Raw genomic sequence first — 15,693 nt, 5'->3', positions numbered from 1 at the left:
CTCAGCCCTGGTTTGGACCACGGATCTGGCGGATGGTCTGACGGACTGCCTGCCAGTCCTGGGCTTCTTGCCGGTTTCCGGCAGCTTCGCAGTCGCGCATTTTTTGCGCGGCTTCGGCCTCGGCTTGGTCTCCATGGGCGGCAAAAAGTGCACGTGCGTATTGAGCGGTTTGAATTGCGTCCATTCCTGTGCTCCTCCGTCTGTGTTCGGAATGCCTTATGGTTCGCGCCACAGTAGAATAGCACAGGTTGGATGGCGCTGCATCACCAGTCGCGGGAAACCGCCGTTCTGAGGCGACGCAGATGGTTTGGAAAGTCCCGGGCGGCCACGTCGGCCTCGCGTACCAGTGTGTCGAAATGGCGTGAGAATGTCTCGATCCGATCCCGGTCGCGGAAGGCCATATAGTGACTTCCTGCGTAAAATACACAAAGCAGCGGGCCGAAAATCGTCACGGGTGCGGAATAAAGCCGTTTTGCGTCAAACAGATAGATACGCATCCGCGGATAGAGCTGTTCGCACAGCGCCAACAGGTGATCGATCTGTTCCAGCCGAACCTCGGGGCTGAGACCCTGATAATACCCAGTGGCGCTTGCAAAGCTTTCGATTTCGAATAACGGCATGGCGATCTCATAGTCTGACTGGGCGCTGCGCATCCATGCCAGACGATCCGCCGACGCGCCGATGGCTTGGTCAGCGGTCCGGCCCAGATGCGGGGCGTATTCCCATTCCAGTATCGAACGCGTCTTGAGCATGTCGGGCAGGGTGGCCGGGACATAGCGGATTTTGTACCCGGCGGCCTCCTGATGCCACTCGAAGATACGTTCATCGACAAGGGCGCGTGGGGCCTCGGTAAAGGTCAGCGAGCTAGCCAGAAGCTCAGCCGCGCTTTCCGGCCTGTCAGATAGGCTCAGCAACCAGTCGGCCGAAACGCCGAGCGCCGCTGCACATCCGCCAACAACATGGGCGTTGGGCAACCGCGCGCCATGATCTGTCAGCAATTGGGAAACGGTCGAGCGGTCAACGCCAATATTGCGCGCAAGGGCACTTTGGCTGACATGGCGCTCTTCCATCGCGCGGGCGAGGCGGAGACGAAATTGCGCGGCACGATCGCGCTTGTCGATATTTTCCTGCATGCCGTGATTTTTATCATATTTGATTAGTTTTGTTAATCATATTCAGAATTTTCAATGCCGGGGTCCGGATGTAACGCTTTGAGTAAGAAAAAAACGGGGTTCGGAATGGAAACGCGGCGAAGATCAGTCGTGAAAGCAATCGTTTGGAATGCGATGGGGTTGGCGATCATGACAATGGTGGGCCTGTTGGCAACAGGCTCGGCCGCTGTAGGAGGGGCGCTGGCGCTGGTGAACACGGCCATCGGCCTGACGATGTACGTGATTTACGAAAGAATTTGGGCGAACATTTCGTGGGGCCGAAATGGCTGACCCCACGACACCCAAATCGCCCGAATGGGGCACGTTTTTCCTGATCGTCTTGTGTTATGCTGCGTGGCTTGCCGGTCTGTTCTGGCTGGCAAACACATCCTTGTGGTTGGCTATCCCTGCTCTGGGTGTTGTTGCGGCTTTGCATTCGTCACTGACGCATGAGGCCCTGCACGGGCACCCATTTCGTGCCAAAAGGCTGAACGAGGCGTTGATGGCACTGCCGTTGACATTGGCAATTCCGTATAACCGCTTTCGGGACCTGCATCTGGCGCATCATCAGGATGCCACCCTGACAGACCCTTATGACGACCCGGAATCGAATTATCTGGATCCGCATATCTGGTCGGGATTGCCGCGGCTGGCGCAGATGATCCTGAGCCTGAACAACACGCTGTTGGGGCGGATGGTACTGGGGCCTGTCCTTGGTCAGGTTCTGTTTATGCGTGACGAATGGCGTGGGTTGATGCGCGGGGACAGGGCGATCCTGCTGGCATGGGCTGTGCACCTTCCCGGCGCGGCGGTGGTTCTGTGGGTAGCTGCGCAATCGGCCATGCCGGTTTGGGCCTATCTGGTCGCGGCCTATATGGGGCTGTCGCTTTTGAAGATCCGCACGTTTCTTGAGCATCGTGCACATGAAAAATCCCGCGCCCGCACGGTTATAGTCGAAGATCGCGGACCTTTGGCGTTTTTGTTTTTAAACAATAACCTACACGTCGTTCATCATATGAATCCGGCGGCTCCGTGGTATCGCTTGCCTGCATTGTACCGCGACGGAAAGGACAGGTATTTGGCTTGCAATGAGGCTTATGTTTACCGGTCCTATGCACAGGTTTTCCGGCAGTATTTCTTTCGCGCAAAAGACCCTGTGCCACATCCGCTCTGGCCAAAGCCTTGATTTGACGACACAACGGGTGGCATGAGTCTCTGGATCCCTGTCACAATTGCTGCCGCCAGTTTCCAGACTGTGCGTTTCATGCTGCAAAAGTCGCTGGCCAGCGTGAAACTATCCGCTGCAGGTGCAACTTTTGCGCGGTTTGCCTATTCCATGCCGTTGGCGGTTATCGGGCTATATGTTGCGTTGCAGATAACCGGGGCGAGCATGCCTCGGCTTGGCAGTTTGTTCTGGCTTTACGCGGTCATCGGAGGGACAGCGCAAATCCTTGCAACGATCTGCGTGGTGGCGTTGTTCAAACAACGCAATTTTGCCGTTGGAATTACCTTCAAGAAAACCGAGGTGATCCAGACCGCGATTGTTGGTTTTTTGGTCTTGGGGGACAGTGTGTCGCGGGGCGCATTGTTCGCGATCCTGTTGGGGTTGATGGCTGTTCTTTTGTTGTCAAAAACACCCGGAGGGGCCGGACCCTGGTGGCGCCATCTGACCAATCGGGCTTCGCAATTGGGGCTTGGATCAGGTGTTTTGTTTGCGTTTTCCGCCGTCAGCTATCGTGGGGCTTCACTGCAACTGGGCGATATCGATGCGTGGTTCCGAGCGCTGGTAACGTTGGCCGCAGTGGTGACATTCCAGTTCGCCAGCATGGGGATATGGCTGCTGTGGCGCGACCGGGCCGAACTGCGGGCAGTCTGGCAAACGAGAAAGACCGGGGTATTTGTCGGCCTGTCCAGCCTCGGCGGCTCGTTTTGCTGGTTCTGGGCCTTCACCTTGCAGAATGCGGCTTATGTCAAAGCGCTGGGGCAGGTTGAGCTGATCTTTAGCCTGATGGCGTCGATCCTGTTCTTCCGCGAGACGATCACCCGGCGCGAAATCGCCGGGATGATGTTGCTTGGGTTTTCGATTTTAGCGCTTGTTCTGGCAATTTAGCTGGCGCGACGTTCGTCAAAGCTGAGCGCGATGAAGCTGGGCAGGTGATCTCCCATGCCCACGACGGCCGGACCGGTGTCTTCCTTGCGCCCACGACTGCGCCCCTTCGGTTCGCGAACCTTTTTGCCTTCTTTCGGGCTCTCGGGGGCTTTGGCCTTTTTCTCAGGCTTTGGCTGTTCGGGTCTGGGGTCGTCCTGAACCGGGTTGTCTATGCGCGGGATGTCTTTCTGGATCAGCTTCTCGATCGCAACCAGTGCTTTTTCGTCGCGTCCCGAACAGATTGTGATGGCTTTACCTTCACGGCCGGCGCGGCCGGTGCGGCCAATGCGGTGCACATAATCCTCGGGATGGCCGGGGACGTCGAAATTGAACACATGGCTGACGGCTGGCACATCCAGGCCACGCGCAGCCACGTCTGAGGCGACCAGCAGGCGCAATGATCCCTCACGGAAACCGTCCAGTGTTTTCATCCGCTGCGACTGGTCCAGATCGCCATGGATGGCGGCCGCGTTGTAGCCGTGTTTTTTCAGGGATTTTGTGCAGATATCCACGTCAGTCTTGCGGTTGCAGAAGATGATCGCATTTGTGCATTTGTCGCCTTCAGCATCGATCAGCGCACGCAGAACCTTGCGTTTGTTGCTGGCTTCGCGGTCCCGACGGCCGCCTTTGAACATGACCACGCCCTGTTCGATGGTCTCGGATGCGGTCGCCTGACGGGCAACTTCGACCCGGGCAGGGGCCGACAGGAACGTGTCGGTTATCCGCTCGATCTCGGATGCCATGGTGGCTGAGAAGAACAGGGTCTGACGGGTGAAAGGTGTTAGTGAGAAGATGCGTTCGATATCGGGGATGAACCCCATGTCGAGCATACGGTCCGCTTCATCCACCACCATGATCTGCACGCCGGTCAGCAACAGCTTGCCGCGCTCGAAATGATCCAGCAGACGGCCCGGCGTGGCGATCAGAACGTCGACGCCACGGTCAATCAGGGCTTCTTGCTCTTTGAAGCTGACACCACCGATCAACAGCGCTTTGGTCAGTTTCAGGTGTTTGGTATAGGTGTCGAAATTCTCGGCCACCTGAGCGGCCAGTTCCCGCGTCGGGCACAAAACCAACGAACGTGGCATACGGGCACGCGCCCGGCCACGGGCCAGCAGTGTGATCATTGGCAGCGTAAAGCTGGCGGTTTTACCCGTGCCTGTCTGAGCTATGCCCAAAACATCGCGTCCTTCCAATGCGGGCGGAATCGCACCTGCCTGGATCGGAGTTGGGGTTTCGTATCCGGCTTCCTCAATGGCTTTGAGGACCTTCGGGTTCAGGTTCAGTTCGTTAAACTTTGTCATGTAAGTCCGGTTGAATGCGGACACTTGACCTGGCCCGCGCGTATAAGATGTGCCGGGCCCGGATGGCCATGCGCGTGATGCGACATTTCGGCTTGGACGCGGACATAACAAAAACGTTGGTCGGGGTCAAATGAAGACCGCTGCATCAGGGTTTCATCGAGACAGGTTCGAGTTTTGCGCAACAATTCAGCAACTTCCGGGAAAGTGTTTCGCCAATTTCCCGTCCAGATTCAACACGCGGTGGCGGATCAGCCCTTTCTGCTCCAGCCGGGCGCGGACTTCTGGGTCAGCGCCGCTCATCTCGTTGAAGAACGCGCGCAGCCCGTCCTCGCCGTGTTCGCTTTCAATCCAGCTGAGCAATTCATTCTTGTTCAGCCCCCCCATCTCGCGCGGGGCATTCGGGGCCATGCCAGCCTGATACGAGCCGCGATCCAAGCGGAACGGATAATGTGCAATCCAGTGATCCCAGTCCGGCGCGTGGCGGTGGCATAGATCGACCTGCGCAAGTTCGTATTTACACGGCAGCAATTTCCCGTTCTGAAACAGGTTGTGGATACGAAAACTCAGACGTTTCAATCCCGTGCGCGCAAACAACTTGCCCTGTACATGGCTGAGGAACCCGCCAAGGACGAAAGCCCCATAGTTGGGATAAAGCATCTCAATCAGCTGTGTTCGGGCCGGGCTTTGTGGAACATGCGCCTTGTACAGGTCTTCGCCGCCTGCCAGCGCCTCGATTGGGCGGACCCGGGCGGCGTGAACCTTGTCCCCGATATCGCGCAACACATCCGAGATTGGGGTCGGCGACCACAGAAACTCGTCAACATCGATATGGGCCAGCCAATCCAGGTGCGTTTCACGATAGGCATAGGTGGCGTTGACCGATTGGCGAACCTGGTGCTTGTCCGGTCGTGTGCGTTTTAGCTTTTGCCAATAGGCATCATCGCAAACCTGTACGCAAACACTGGGATGTGCCTTCAGCGCCTCGAACGTGCGCTGGTTCGGCTCATCCAGATAGATATAGATGGTCTCGGCACCCAGATCGAGGTGATAGGCTACGAACCGAAGGACGTCTTCGGTCGGTCCCCTGACCATCGACACGACACCCCATGTGGTCATGTGCGCTGCGCGCGCGCTTCGCGCATGAGTTTCAGGCGGCGAAAGACACCGCCGGGATCACTGTTGAGCTCGGTCATCAAGTGATCGACCAGTGGCGCGATGGTGGTGTCGCTTAGGGCTTTGGTCCAGACCGGAGCAATCAGATTGACGTCCAGTCCGCCACTTCCAAGGGAAAACCCTTTCATCTGATAGGGCAGCGGGACGTGTTTCAGTTTTTGATACGGAAATGGTGTTGCCGGGGGCAGCTGCGAAAAGCGCCTCTCGAACTCATAAAGCTTCATCATGCCGAACAACATGCGCAACGCATGACCAACCTCGCGCTGGGTTGCAGTTTGGCCGTGGTCCGCAAAGGTCTGAACCGACGAGACCAGCCACCGCAGATCAAGCGTGGACAGAAGGTGGTCCGACTGTTCGTCCCAAAGGCGGCAAAACAGAAGCGGGGCGTGGCGCGGGAAGGACCGCTTTCGCAGGTTCGAGATCAACTGGGCATTCAGGAAAGCAAGTTCTGAATTTCCGACAAATTCCCGCGCTATCTGAGCGCGCTTGCGATCCCAGCTTGTATTAGGCTTTGGCGGGGGCACAGTCGCACTTTCGGGCAATGCACGACCGGCCAGTTCAATGAGGTCGATGTCAAGGTCAGGCAACGAGGTGGTGCCGAACTGAAACGGGCTGCGCCGGTTTTCATACCTGTCCAGCATGTCGGGCAGACCGCCGGGGAAAGTCAGTTCATCCTTGCTCATGCGCGCAGAATTGCACAGGCAGACTCGGCTGTGCAATCAGTGAGTTGGATCACACCATCATCTCTTTGGTGGCGGTCAGGTTCAGGGCGGGATAGTCCCGAACCACCCGGTCGATGTCCCATTGCAGCCGGGTCAGATAGACAATGTCGCCGTCATGGTCGTGCGCGATGTGCTGCTTGTTTGCATTCACAAACTTTTCGACCTCGGCCTTGTCACCACTGACCCAGCGGGCCGAGGTGAACTGAGACGCCTCGAAACGCACGGGCAGGCCGTATTCCATCTCGATCCGGCTGGCGAGCACTTCGAACTGCAACGCACCGACAACGCCGACGATAAAGCCCGAGCCAATCGAAGGTTTGAACACCTTTGCCGCGCCTTCCTCGGCAAACTGCATCAGGGCTTTTTCCAGATGCTTGGCCTTCATCGGATCGCCCGCGCGGACGCCTTGCAGCAGTTCCGGCGCGAAAGAGGGGATGCCGGTGACGCGCAGCGCCTCGCCTTCGGTCAGCGTGTCACCGATGCGCAGCTGGCCGTGGTTGGGAATGCCGATGATATCTCCGGCCCAGGCCTCTTCTGCCAGTTCCCGGTCAGATGCCAGAAACAGCACCGGGTTTGAAATCGCCATCGGCTTTTTCGACCGTACATGGGTCAGCTTCATGCCGCGCTTGAAATGGCCGGAGGCCATGCGCACAAACGCCACCCTGTCACGGTGCTTGGGGTCCATATTGGCCTGCACCTTGAAAACAAAGCCTGCGACCTTCTTTTCATCCGGCGAAATCTGGCGGGGTTCGGCTGATTGCACTTGCGGCTGCGGGCCGTAAGCGCCGATGCCTTCCATCAGTTCCTTGACGCCGAACGAATTGATGGCCGAGCCGAACCAGATCGGGGTCATGTGCCCTTCAAGCACCGCCTGCGGGTTCAGCGCGGGCAGCAACTCGCGCGCCATCTCAACCTCTTCCAGCAGCTTTTCCAGCAGATGTTCGGGTACGTGCTCTGCGAGTTTCGGGTCATCAAGCCCGTTAATCTCGATGCTCTCTGCCACCTTGTTCCGGTCGGCGCGGTCCATCAGCTCCAGCCGGTCGCGCAGCATGTCGTAGCAGCCGATGAAATCACGACCTACGCCAATCGGCCATGCGGCGGGGGTGACGTCGATGGCCAGCATCTCCTGGATTTCGTCGATGATCTCAAACGTATCGCGGCTTTCGCGGTCCATCTTGTTACAGAAGGTCAGGATCGGCAGATCGCGCAGGCGGCAGACCTCGAACAGTTTTTGCGTCTGGCTTTCGACACCCTTCGCGCCGTCGATCACCATCACGGCCGCATCCACGGCCGTCAGCGTGCGGTAGGTATCTTCCGAGAAATCGCTGTGGCCGGGCGTGTCAACAAGATTGAACCGGAAATTGCCATAGTCGAACGACATGGCCGATGCGGAAACCGAGATTCCGCGATCTTTCTCCATCTGCATGAAGTCCGAGCGTGTCCGCCGTGCCTCGCCCTTGGCGCGCACCTGACCGGCCATCTGAATGGCGCCCCCGTACAGCAGGAACTTTTCAGTCAGCGTCGTTTTGCCCGCATCCGGGTGCGAGATGATGGCGAATGTCCGGCGACGGGCAATCTCGGGCGGCAGGGCAGGTTGGTTCGAGGTATCAAGCATGACCGCGCGTATAGGCGGGGAATCCTGCCGAGGCAAGACAAAGGGGCTGGTTCGAATCACGGCCTTGTGGCTATAAGAACATATAGTGAACAAATAATGGAGTAATTCGATGGATTTGAAAGAGATTGCCAATGAATTGGTGGCTGGCTGCCGTGAGGACCGCGCCAAGGAAAATCTTGAGAAATTGTATGCGCCGGACGCAGTTTCTGTTGAAGCGGTCGATTACTCAGGCATGGGGCGCGAAGTACAAGGGCGTGACGCGATCCGTGGCAAACATGAATGGTGGGAAGGAGCCCACGAGGTTTCTGGCGCTTCGGTCAGCGACCCGTTTGTGCACGGCGAGGACCGCTTTGCGGTGATTTTCGAAGTGCAGGGTAAGGTAAAGGAAACCGGCGAAGCCTTTGATATGCGTGAAGTGGGTGTCTATCACGTCGCAGATGGCAAGATCGTTCGCGAAGAGTTCTTCTACTGATCCCAAGCCATTTCTGGTCTTCCCTGTCTGGCCGATGCTAGACATGCGGCAATGACTGACAGGGAGGATCCGATGGACCTTGGTATAAAAGGAAAGCGCGCGCTGGTCTGTGCCAGCAGCAAAGGGCTGGGTTTGGGCTGTGCCGAGGCTTTGGCTGAGGCTGGCGTAAATCTTGTGATGAATGCGCGTGGTTCGGACGCTTTGGAGAGCGAGGCGGCACGCCTCAGGTCAGAGCATGGCGTCGAGGTACAAACAGTCGCGTGTGACGTGACGACTGCGGAAGGGCAGGCGCGGGTGATCGAAGCGGCGCAGGGCGTTGATATTCTTGTGACAAATGCCGGTGGACCGCCGCCGGGTTTATGGTCGGACTGGGAGCGTGATGATTTCATCAAGGCGCTGGATGCCAATATGTTGACCCCCATTGCGTTCATGAAAGCGCTGCTTCCCGGAATGATGGACAAAGGTTGGGGGCGGGTGGTGAACGTCACCTCACAATCCGTGCGCGCGCCAATTGCGGTGCTGGGGCTTTCGAATGCAGCCCGCACGGGTTTGACCGGATATGTCGCGGGAACTTCACGCCAGGTTGCACCGCATGGCGTGACCATCAACAACCTGCTGCCCGGCATTCATGCAACGGATCGCGCGGATGCGCTGGACAGCGGCGTGGCTGCCCAGCAAGGCATCTCGATCGAAGGCGCCCGCGCAAACCGTTCGGCGACCATTCCTGCACGACGCTATGGAACGCGGCAGGAATTCGGGGCTGCCTGCGCGTTCCTGTGCTCTCAACATGCGGGGTTCATCGTTGGTCAGAACATTCTGCTGGATGGCGGCGCAACCAATTTGACGATGTGACCATGGCGCAAGGGTTTTCGTTGAAAGATCAGATGTTCAACGCTGAGAAAGTGAATTATCTCAGCGGTTTGTTTTCCGGTTCTCGTGCAGAATTTGATGCTCCGGCATTCCGATCTGCGGTCATGTCGCGATTGCTGGAGTTAGAGCTGAAGGATCGGATCATCTGGATCGCCACTTGCCTGCAACAGGCGGTGCCCGGTGATTTGCCTGCCGTTGCCCCGACGATCCTGCGCGCCTTGCCCGCACCTTTGGATCCGACGAAAACGGATGACGATTTTGGCGATTTCATCTTTGCGCCGGTCGGTGAGTGGGTAGCGACCATAGGTCTTGAGCATGTTGATCTGGCTTTAGACGTGATGGAGGAACTGACACAGAGGTTTTCCATGGAATGGGCAATCCGACCGTTCCTGAACCATGACCCGGACCGGGTGTTGCGGCGGATGCAGGACTGGTGCTCTCATGACAGTTACCATGTGCGCAGGCTGGTCAGCGAAGGGACGCGCCCCCGATTGCCATGGGGGCAGGCGGTCGCATTGGGTTTGCAGGACCCGCTGCCATTGCTGGACAAGTTGCACATGGATTCGACGCGGTATGTCACCCGGTCCGTATCCAATCACCTGAATGACATCACCAAGAAAGACCCGGATCTGGTATTGGATCGCCTGAAGGCGTGGCGCAGCCAGGGGCATCAGAATCTGGACGAGCTGGACTGGATGACGTCACACACCCTGCGCGGGCTTGTGAAAGCGGGGCATCCTGAAGCGATGAAGATGTTAGGCTATGACCCGGACGCAGAAATTGAGGTCGCGGTCAACCTGACTTCCGAAGCTCGGATTGGTGACGCTTTGGCCTTTTCAGTCACTTTGAAAGGGGTTGGAGAGCTGCCAGTTCTGGTTGACTATGTCATTCATTTTCAAAGACCTGGCGGGAAAATCTCAGCCAAGGTGCACAAGTTGAAGCAGGCGGCTTTGAAGAACGGGGAACTGACGTTGGAAAAACGCCACAAGTTGAAGGGCGACGCCACAACATTCAAGTTGGTTCCCGGCGCGCACCGGCTGGAGGTTCAGGTAAATGGCAAAATTCGTGCAGGCGTGGACTTCGACCTGCTTGGGTAAAACCGCGCAGGACCGCTCACGCTTTCGTCAAAAACGCCTTCCCCGGATTGCGAACCCCCGGCGGCTGCATTAGCTCGTACATGACCATTTGCGAGGGAAAAGCGCGATGAAACATGAATCGGTGCAGAACTATTATGGTGAAGTCCTGCAAAGCAGTGCTGACTTGCAGACCAATGCGTGCTGCACGCCTGACGACATGCCCGACCATGTCAAAAAGATCCTTTCAAAGATTCATGACGACGTTCTGACTCGCTACTATGGCTGCGGTCTGATTGCCCCACTTGATCTTGAAGGCATGTCGATCCTAGATCTGGGGTGTGGGGCCGGGCGGGATGTATATGCCTTGTCCGCCATGGTCGGTGAGACGGGCCGGGTCGTGGGTGTCGACATGACGCCCGAACAACTGGACGTCGCCCGCGCGCATCAGGAATATCACGCCGAGGCGTTTGGATATGCCCGCAGCAATGTGGAATTCCATCACGGCTATATAGAAAAACTGGATGAGCTTGATCTGGAACCCGGATCGTTCGATATCATCGTCTCGAACTGTGTCATCAACCTGGCCGCGGATAAGAATGCGGTTCTGCGCGGCGCACATAGGTTGTTGAAAGAGGGCGGCGAGATGTATTTCTCGGATGTCTATGCAGACCGCCGTATTCCGCAGGCGATGGCCGAAGACGAAGTTCTTTATGGCGAGTGCCTGTCCGGCGCGCTTTATTGGAATGATTTCCTGTCAATGGCTCGAACGGCCGGTTTCGGCGACCCGCGCCGCGTGACACATCGTCCGCTGACGATCGAAAATCCCGTACTGGAAGAGCGTGTTGCGCCGTTGAAGTTCCTGTCCGCGACATACCGTCTGTTCAAACTACCTGCATTGGAACCGGCTTGTGAAGATTATGGGCAAGCCGTGATCTATAAGGGAACCGTGCCAAACGCACCGCATGAATTTGGTCTGGATGACCACCACGTTATAGAAGCCGGCAAGGTGTTTCCGGTTTGCGGCAATACCTGGATGATGCTGAAAGAAACGCGATTTGCCCGTCATTTTGACTTTATCGGCGATTTTTCGACCCATTATGGTATTTTCGAAGGCTGTGGTGGCGAAAGCCCGTTTGAAGCCATGGGTGCATCTGTCGCTTCTGGCGGGTGTTGCTGATCCCTTGCACCTGAGGGGCGGGGTTGCTATCCCCGCTCAAGCCCGATGGATTTGATCGGGAAAGGTAACGGGGTCCATCGGTGACAGGTAACGCAATTCCACCGCGTCTGGAAATTCGCAACATTATCCGTCGGTTTGAGGGGCGGGTTGTTGTGGATAATGTTTCGCTGACAGTTCAGGCAGGCAAGGTGACCTGTCTGCTGGGGCCGTCGGGCTGCGGGAAATCCACCACGTTGCGCATGATCGCCGGGGTCGAGATGCAGGACTCGGGTGAGATTTATGTTGATGGCAAGCTGATCTGCGACACCGTGTTCCGGGTGCCTCCGGAACGGCGCGAGATCGGACTGATGTTTCAGGACTTTGCACTGTTCCCACATCTGAGCGTGGCCAAAAACGTAGCCTTCGGCCTTAAGGGCAACAAGGACGAAAAACGCGCCCGGGTCGAGGAGTTGTTGCAGAAGGTCGACCTGATGCGGTTCATCGATGGTTTTCCGCATCAACTATCGGGTGGCGAGCAGCAACGCGTGGCGTTGGCGCGTGCCCTGGCGCCGCGCCCGCGCATTATGCTGATGGACGAGCCGTTTTCGGGCCTCGACAACCGTTTGCGTGATGGTATCCGTGACGAAACGCTGGCCATTCTCAAGGAAGAAGATGCCGCCGTACTGCTGGTCACGCACGAGCCGGAAGAAGCGATGCGCATGGCCGACGAGATCGCCCTGATGCGGCGTGGCAAGATCGTGCAACAGGGCGCGCCCTATAACGTCTATACGCGTCCCGCAGACAAGGCAGCGGTGGCGTTTTTCAGTGATGTCAACGTTTTGCGAGCGCAAGTGAATGGCGCATTGGCGGACACGCCCTTTGGTCAGTTCCTGGCGCCGGGCATTCCGAATGGTACGGATGTCGAGATCGTTTTTCGCCCTCAGCACATCAAGCTGGACTTTGACCGCAACGGCAAGGGGCCATTGCCGACACCAACAGATGGTGTGGCAGCCCGTGGTGTCGTTGAACGTGCGCGATTTCTGGGCAATGAAAGCCTGGTGGAGTTCCGCATGGACTATGATGGTTCGATCCTGAGGGCGACGGTTCCGAACGTGTTTGTCCCCAATCCGGGCCGGGTGATGTGGCTGACCATCCGCCGCGACAGATGTTTCGTTTTTCCCGAGACTAGGCGCTGATCCTTCGATTTCCGCCCAAGTGGTGCGCGAAATCCTCAGATTGCGGGGCCACGTCGCTTGCCGCAACGCAGGCCCGGGTCTATCAAGAGCCAAACGCGGGGGTAAATCGGGCACATGCGAATTCTTCTGACCAATGACGACGGGATCAATGCGCCGGGCTTGATCACGCTTGAGGCGATTGCAGCTGAGCTGGCCGGACCGGATGGAGAAGTCTGGGTGGTCGCGCCCGCGTTTGAACAGTCCGGGGTCGGGCACTGCATCAGCTATACCCACCCGATGATGGTCGCCAAGCTGGGAGAGCGGCGCTTTGCAGCCGAAGGATCGCCTGCCGATTGTGTATTGGCAGGGCTTCACGATGTCATGTTGGATACCCCTCCCGATCTGGTTCTGTCCGGCGTGAACAGGGGTAATAACTCGGCCGAAAACACGTTGTATTCCGGTACGATCGGCGGCGCGATGGAAGCGGCATTGCAGGGCGTCCCAGCGATTGCCCTGTCGCAATATTTCGGCCCTCGCAACCTGGGCCTAGACGACCCGTTTGAGGCAGCCGCCCGGTATGGTGCAGATCTGGTGCGCCGGATTCTGGACGCAACTCCGGCAGAACAGGGTGATTACCGGCTGTTCTACAATGTGAATTTCCCACCGGTTCCGGCAGACGATGTTCTGGGCACGCGGATTGCGGCGCAGGGGTTTCGGCGCGATACGCGTTTTTCGGTCGAACCGCACAGTTCACCTTCGGGGCGGCGGTTCCTGTGGATCAAGGGCGGCTATCAGCACAATCCGACCGCACCCGGAACGGATGCGGCTGTTAACCTGGAAGGCTATATCTCGGTCACGCCGATGCGCGCTGACCTGACTGCACATGACATGCTGGAGGCATTGAAGGCGGTCGAATGAGCGGACTGGACCCTGAAACTGTAATGCAATTCCTGTTTGCCCTGCGCAAACGGGGGGTCACGGATGCGCGCGTGTTGGCTGCGATGGAGCAGGTGGACCGCGGTCGCTTTGTCACCGGCCTGTTCGCAGGGCGCGCTTACGAGGACATGCCGCTGCCGATTTCCTGCGGTCAGACGATCAGTCAACCCTCGGTCGTTGGTCTGATGACGCAGGCCCTGAACGTGAGGCCCCGGGACACGGTGCTCGAGATTGGGACAGGTTCGGGTTATCAGGCAGCTATCCTGTCCAAACTGGCCCGCCGGGTCTACACAGTGGAACGCCACAGGCGGTTGGTGAGCGAAACAAGCAAGCTGTTTGCCGACCTGGGCCTGACGAATATCACTTCGATGTTGTCGGATGGGTCATTTGGCCTGCCGGAACAAGCCCCTTTTGACCGGATCATTGTCACAGCCGCAGCCGAGGATCCTCCGGGCCCGCTCTTGGCGCAGCTGAAAATCGGGGGTATTATGGTTTTACCCGTGGGCCAGTCGGACGCGGTGCAGCAGTTGATCAAAGTGACGCGCACCGAAGATGGTCTGGACTATGACGAATTAACGTCTGTCCGTTTCGTGCCCCTTCTGGAGGGGCTTGGAAAGGACGAGGCGTAATAGGCTTAAAGAATTGGTCGCCGGAACTCCGGGTAACAGGGGCAGGCGTTGAGGACAGAATTATGAGAGCAGTATCCAAATCAGCAATGCGCCGCTGTGCGACCGGGGTGGCCGCTCTGGCCATTCTGGCCGGGTGCGAGGGGCCTCTGGATTATGACCTTCGCGGGCAGATCGGTGGCTTTTCGACCACCAATGCAGCGCAATCCGCGACGGCATCCCGCCCGGCACCAGACAGCAGGGGTGTCATTACCTATCCGAACTACCAGGTGGTCGTGGCGCGCCGCGGCGATACGGTGCGGGACGTGGCCGCGCGGGTTGGCCTGCCCGAAGGCGAGCTTTCGCGTTTCAACGGTCTTCAGACAACGGACACGCTAAGAGAGGGTGAGGTTCTTGCACTGCCACGCACTGTTGGTGCTGGCAGCGGTGTGGACATCGCGTCGGTTGCCGGGTCGGCAATTGATCAGGTGCCGTCGTCGGGTTCGGTTCAGACCACAACACTGGAACCCGCGAAACCGGCACCAACACCCGCGCCGGTGTCAGCTGGGCCGGAGCCGGTCAGGCACAAGGTCAAGCGGGGTGAGACGGCCTATACAATCTCGCGCCTCTACCAGGTGCCGGTTGAATCTCTGGCGGAATGGAACGGGCTGGGATCTGATTTTACCGTGCGTGAAGGTCAGTACTTGTTGATTCCGGTCAAGAACCAGCCAGCGCCCAGGAAAAATGCGGCTAGTGCCGCGCCCGTTCCCGCCACGGAGGTGACGGAACCGGGACAGGGATCACCGACGCCGACGCCACCCAGCGCTACGCAGCCCTTGCCGGATGAAAAAGTTGCGCCTTTGGCCGAGGCCCCCGACGTGACCGCCGAAGCGCCAACCAATACGCGCACATCCGCGCTGTCCCTGCCGGTTGGCGGCACTATCATTCGCGGCTATGACAAGGGCAAGAATGAGGGCATCGACATCGCTGCCGCTCCGGGTACGTCGGTCACAGCTGCCGAGGCTGGTACTGTCGCGGCGATCACAGCGGACGCGGATCAGGTGCCGATCATTGTGGTCAAGCACAACAACGATCTTCTGACTGTCTATGCAAATGTCGACAAGATCACTGTCAAGAAAGGCGATAAGGTACGCCGTGGCCAGAAGCTGGCTCAACTGCGGGGCGGCGACAATGCCTATGTGCATTTCGAAGTCCGCAAAGGGTTCGAGTCCGTGGACCCCGAGCCCTATCTGAAGTGAAGCTGGATGGCCCGTACCGGGCCATGCCTT

General features: G+C 58.0%; 17 protein-coding genes. 11 read left to right on the top strand and 6 right to left on the bottom strand.

The window, feature by feature from the left end; genetic code table 11:
• Nucleotide 1: 1 nt before the first annotated feature.
• Both ACR3E2_RS06015 and ACR3E2_RS06010 read right to left on the bottom strand, forming a co-directional pair.
• Complete coding sequence (locus ACR3E2_RS06015; RefSeq protein ID WP_267366128.1) at nucleotides 2–184, bottom strand: hypothetical protein; 183 nt, start codon at nucleotides 182–184, stop codon at nucleotides 2–4.
• Nucleotides 185–263: 79 nt separating this feature from the next.
• On the bottom strand, nucleotides 264–1,133 hold the full coding sequence (locus ACR3E2_RS06010) for a helix-turn-helix domain-containing protein (protein ID WP_267366129.1): 870 nt from the start codon (nucleotides 1,131–1,133) through the stop codon (nucleotides 264–266).
• A gap of 105 nt (nucleotides 1,134–1,238) precedes the next feature.
• Between ACR3E2_RS06010 and ACR3E2_RS06005 the strand changes: the two genes are divergently transcribed.
• Genes ACR3E2_RS06005 through ACR3E2_RS05995 form a run of 3 tightly spaced genes read left to right on the top strand, consistent with a single transcriptional unit; the run spans nucleotide 1,239 to nucleotide 3,261 of the window.
• Nucleotides 1,239–1,442, top strand: a complete 204-nt coding sequence (locus tag ACR3E2_RS06005; protein WP_267366130.1) for a DUF2061 domain-containing protein — start codon at nucleotides 1,239–1,241, stop codon at nucleotides 1,440–1,442.
• Nucleotides 1,435–2,337, top strand: a complete 903-nt coding sequence (locus tag ACR3E2_RS06000; protein ID WP_480480603.1) for a fatty acid desaturase — start codon at nucleotides 1,435–1,437, stop codon at nucleotides 2,335–2,337. The genes ACR3E2_RS06005 and ACR3E2_RS06000 overlap by 8 nt, the downstream gene beginning before the upstream one ends.
• Nucleotides 2,338–2,358: 21 nt before the next feature.
• Nucleotides 2,359–3,261 (top strand): EamA family transporter, encoded by a 903-nt coding sequence (locus tag ACR3E2_RS05995; protein WP_480480605.1) that lies wholly within the window; start codon nucleotides 2,359–2,361, stop codon nucleotides 3,259–3,261.
• Here the strand turns inward: ACR3E2_RS05995 and ACR3E2_RS05990 are convergent.
• The 4 genes from ACR3E2_RS05990 to ACR3E2_RS05975 form a co-directional block, all read right to left on the bottom strand.
• Entirely contained in the window at nucleotides 3,258–4,604 is a 1,347-nt protein-coding gene (locus tag ACR3E2_RS05990; protein WP_267366133.1) for a DEAD/DEAH box helicase, read from the bottom strand. The two genes, ACR3E2_RS05995 and ACR3E2_RS05990, sit on opposite strands and share 4 nt — an antisense overlap.
• Nucleotides 4,605–4,790: 186 nt before the next feature.
• Entirely contained in the window at nucleotides 4,791–5,720 is a 930-nt protein-coding gene (locus ACR3E2_RS05985; RefSeq protein WP_480480607.1) for a glycosyltransferase family 2 protein, read from the bottom strand.
• On the bottom strand, nucleotides 5,717–6,460 hold the full coding sequence (locus ACR3E2_RS05980) for a hypothetical protein (protein WP_480480609.1): 744 nt from the start codon (nucleotides 6,458–6,460) through the stop codon (nucleotides 5,717–5,719). Before ACR3E2_RS05980 ends, ACR3E2_RS05985 begins: the two co-directional genes overlap by 4 nt.
• 49 nt (nucleotides 6,461–6,509) lie before the next feature.
• Nucleotides 6,510–8,114, bottom strand: coding sequence for a peptide chain release factor 3 (locus ACR3E2_RS05975; protein WP_209503717.1), 1,605 nt, complete (start codon nucleotides 8,112–8,114; stop codon nucleotides 6,510–6,512).
• A gap of 109 nt (nucleotides 8,115–8,223) precedes the next feature.
• Here ACR3E2_RS05975 and ACR3E2_RS05970 point away from each other — a divergent pair, with 109 nt between their 5' ends.
• The 8 genes from ACR3E2_RS05970 (at nucleotide 8,224) to ACR3E2_RS05935 (ending at nucleotide 15,663) form a co-directional block, all read left to right on the top strand.
• On the top strand, nucleotides 8,224–8,586 hold the full coding sequence (locus tag ACR3E2_RS05970; protein WP_480480611.1) for a SnoaL-like domain-containing protein: 363 nt from the start codon (nucleotides 8,224–8,226) through the stop codon (nucleotides 8,584–8,586).
• A gap of 72 nt (nucleotides 8,587–8,658) precedes the next feature.
• Nucleotides 8,659–9,438 carry an SDR family oxidoreductase gene (locus tag ACR3E2_RS05965; protein ID WP_480480613.1) on the top strand — a complete coding sequence of 260 codons (780 nt, stop codon included), beginning with the start codon at nucleotides 8,659–8,661 and terminating at the stop codon, nucleotides 9,436–9,438.
• A gap of 2 nt (nucleotides 9,439–9,440) precedes the next feature.
• Nucleotides 9,441–10,553, top strand: a complete 1,113-nt coding sequence (locus ACR3E2_RS05960; RefSeq protein ID WP_480480615.1) for a hypothetical protein — start codon at nucleotides 9,441–9,443, stop codon at nucleotides 10,551–10,553.
• Nucleotides 10,554–10,659: 106 nt separating this feature from the next.
• Nucleotides 10,660–11,709 carry a methyltransferase domain-containing protein gene (locus ACR3E2_RS05955; protein WP_480480617.1) on the top strand — a complete coding sequence of 350 codons (1,050 nt, stop codon included), beginning with the start codon at nucleotides 10,660–10,662 and terminating at the stop codon, nucleotides 11,707–11,709.
• A gap of 107 nt (nucleotides 11,710–11,816) precedes the next feature.
• Complete coding sequence (locus ACR3E2_RS05950; protein WP_480481657.1) at nucleotides 11,817–12,884, top strand: ABC transporter ATP-binding protein; 1,068 nt, start codon at nucleotides 11,817–11,819, stop codon at nucleotides 12,882–12,884.
• Nucleotides 12,885–12,998: 114 nt separating this feature from the next.
• Nucleotides 12,999–13,781 carry a 5'/3'-nucleotidase SurE gene (gene surE / locus ACR3E2_RS05945; protein WP_267364192.1) on the top strand — a complete coding sequence of 261 codons (783 nt, stop codon included), beginning with the start codon at nucleotides 12,999–13,001 and terminating at the stop codon, nucleotides 13,779–13,781.
• Complete coding sequence (locus tag ACR3E2_RS05940; protein ID WP_209503723.1) at nucleotides 13,778–14,428, top strand: protein-L-isoaspartate(D-aspartate) O-methyltransferase; 651 nt, start codon at nucleotides 13,778–13,780, stop codon at nucleotides 14,426–14,428. Before surE ends, ACR3E2_RS05940 begins: the two co-directional genes overlap by 4 nt.
• A 62-nt stretch (nucleotides 14,429–14,490) precedes the next feature.
• On the top strand, nucleotides 14,491–15,663 hold the full coding sequence (locus ACR3E2_RS05935; RefSeq protein ID WP_480480620.1) for a peptidoglycan DD-metalloendopeptidase family protein: 1,173 nt from the start codon (nucleotides 14,491–14,493) through the stop codon (nucleotides 15,661–15,663).
• The last annotated feature ends 30 nt before the right edge of the window (nucleotides 15,664–15,693 follow it).

The organism is Ruegeria sp. AL7 (genome assembly GCF_056536105.1).
The sequence above is the reverse complement of the archived record's forward strand: the minus strand, read 5'-3'. Positions and strand labels throughout refer to the sequence as shown.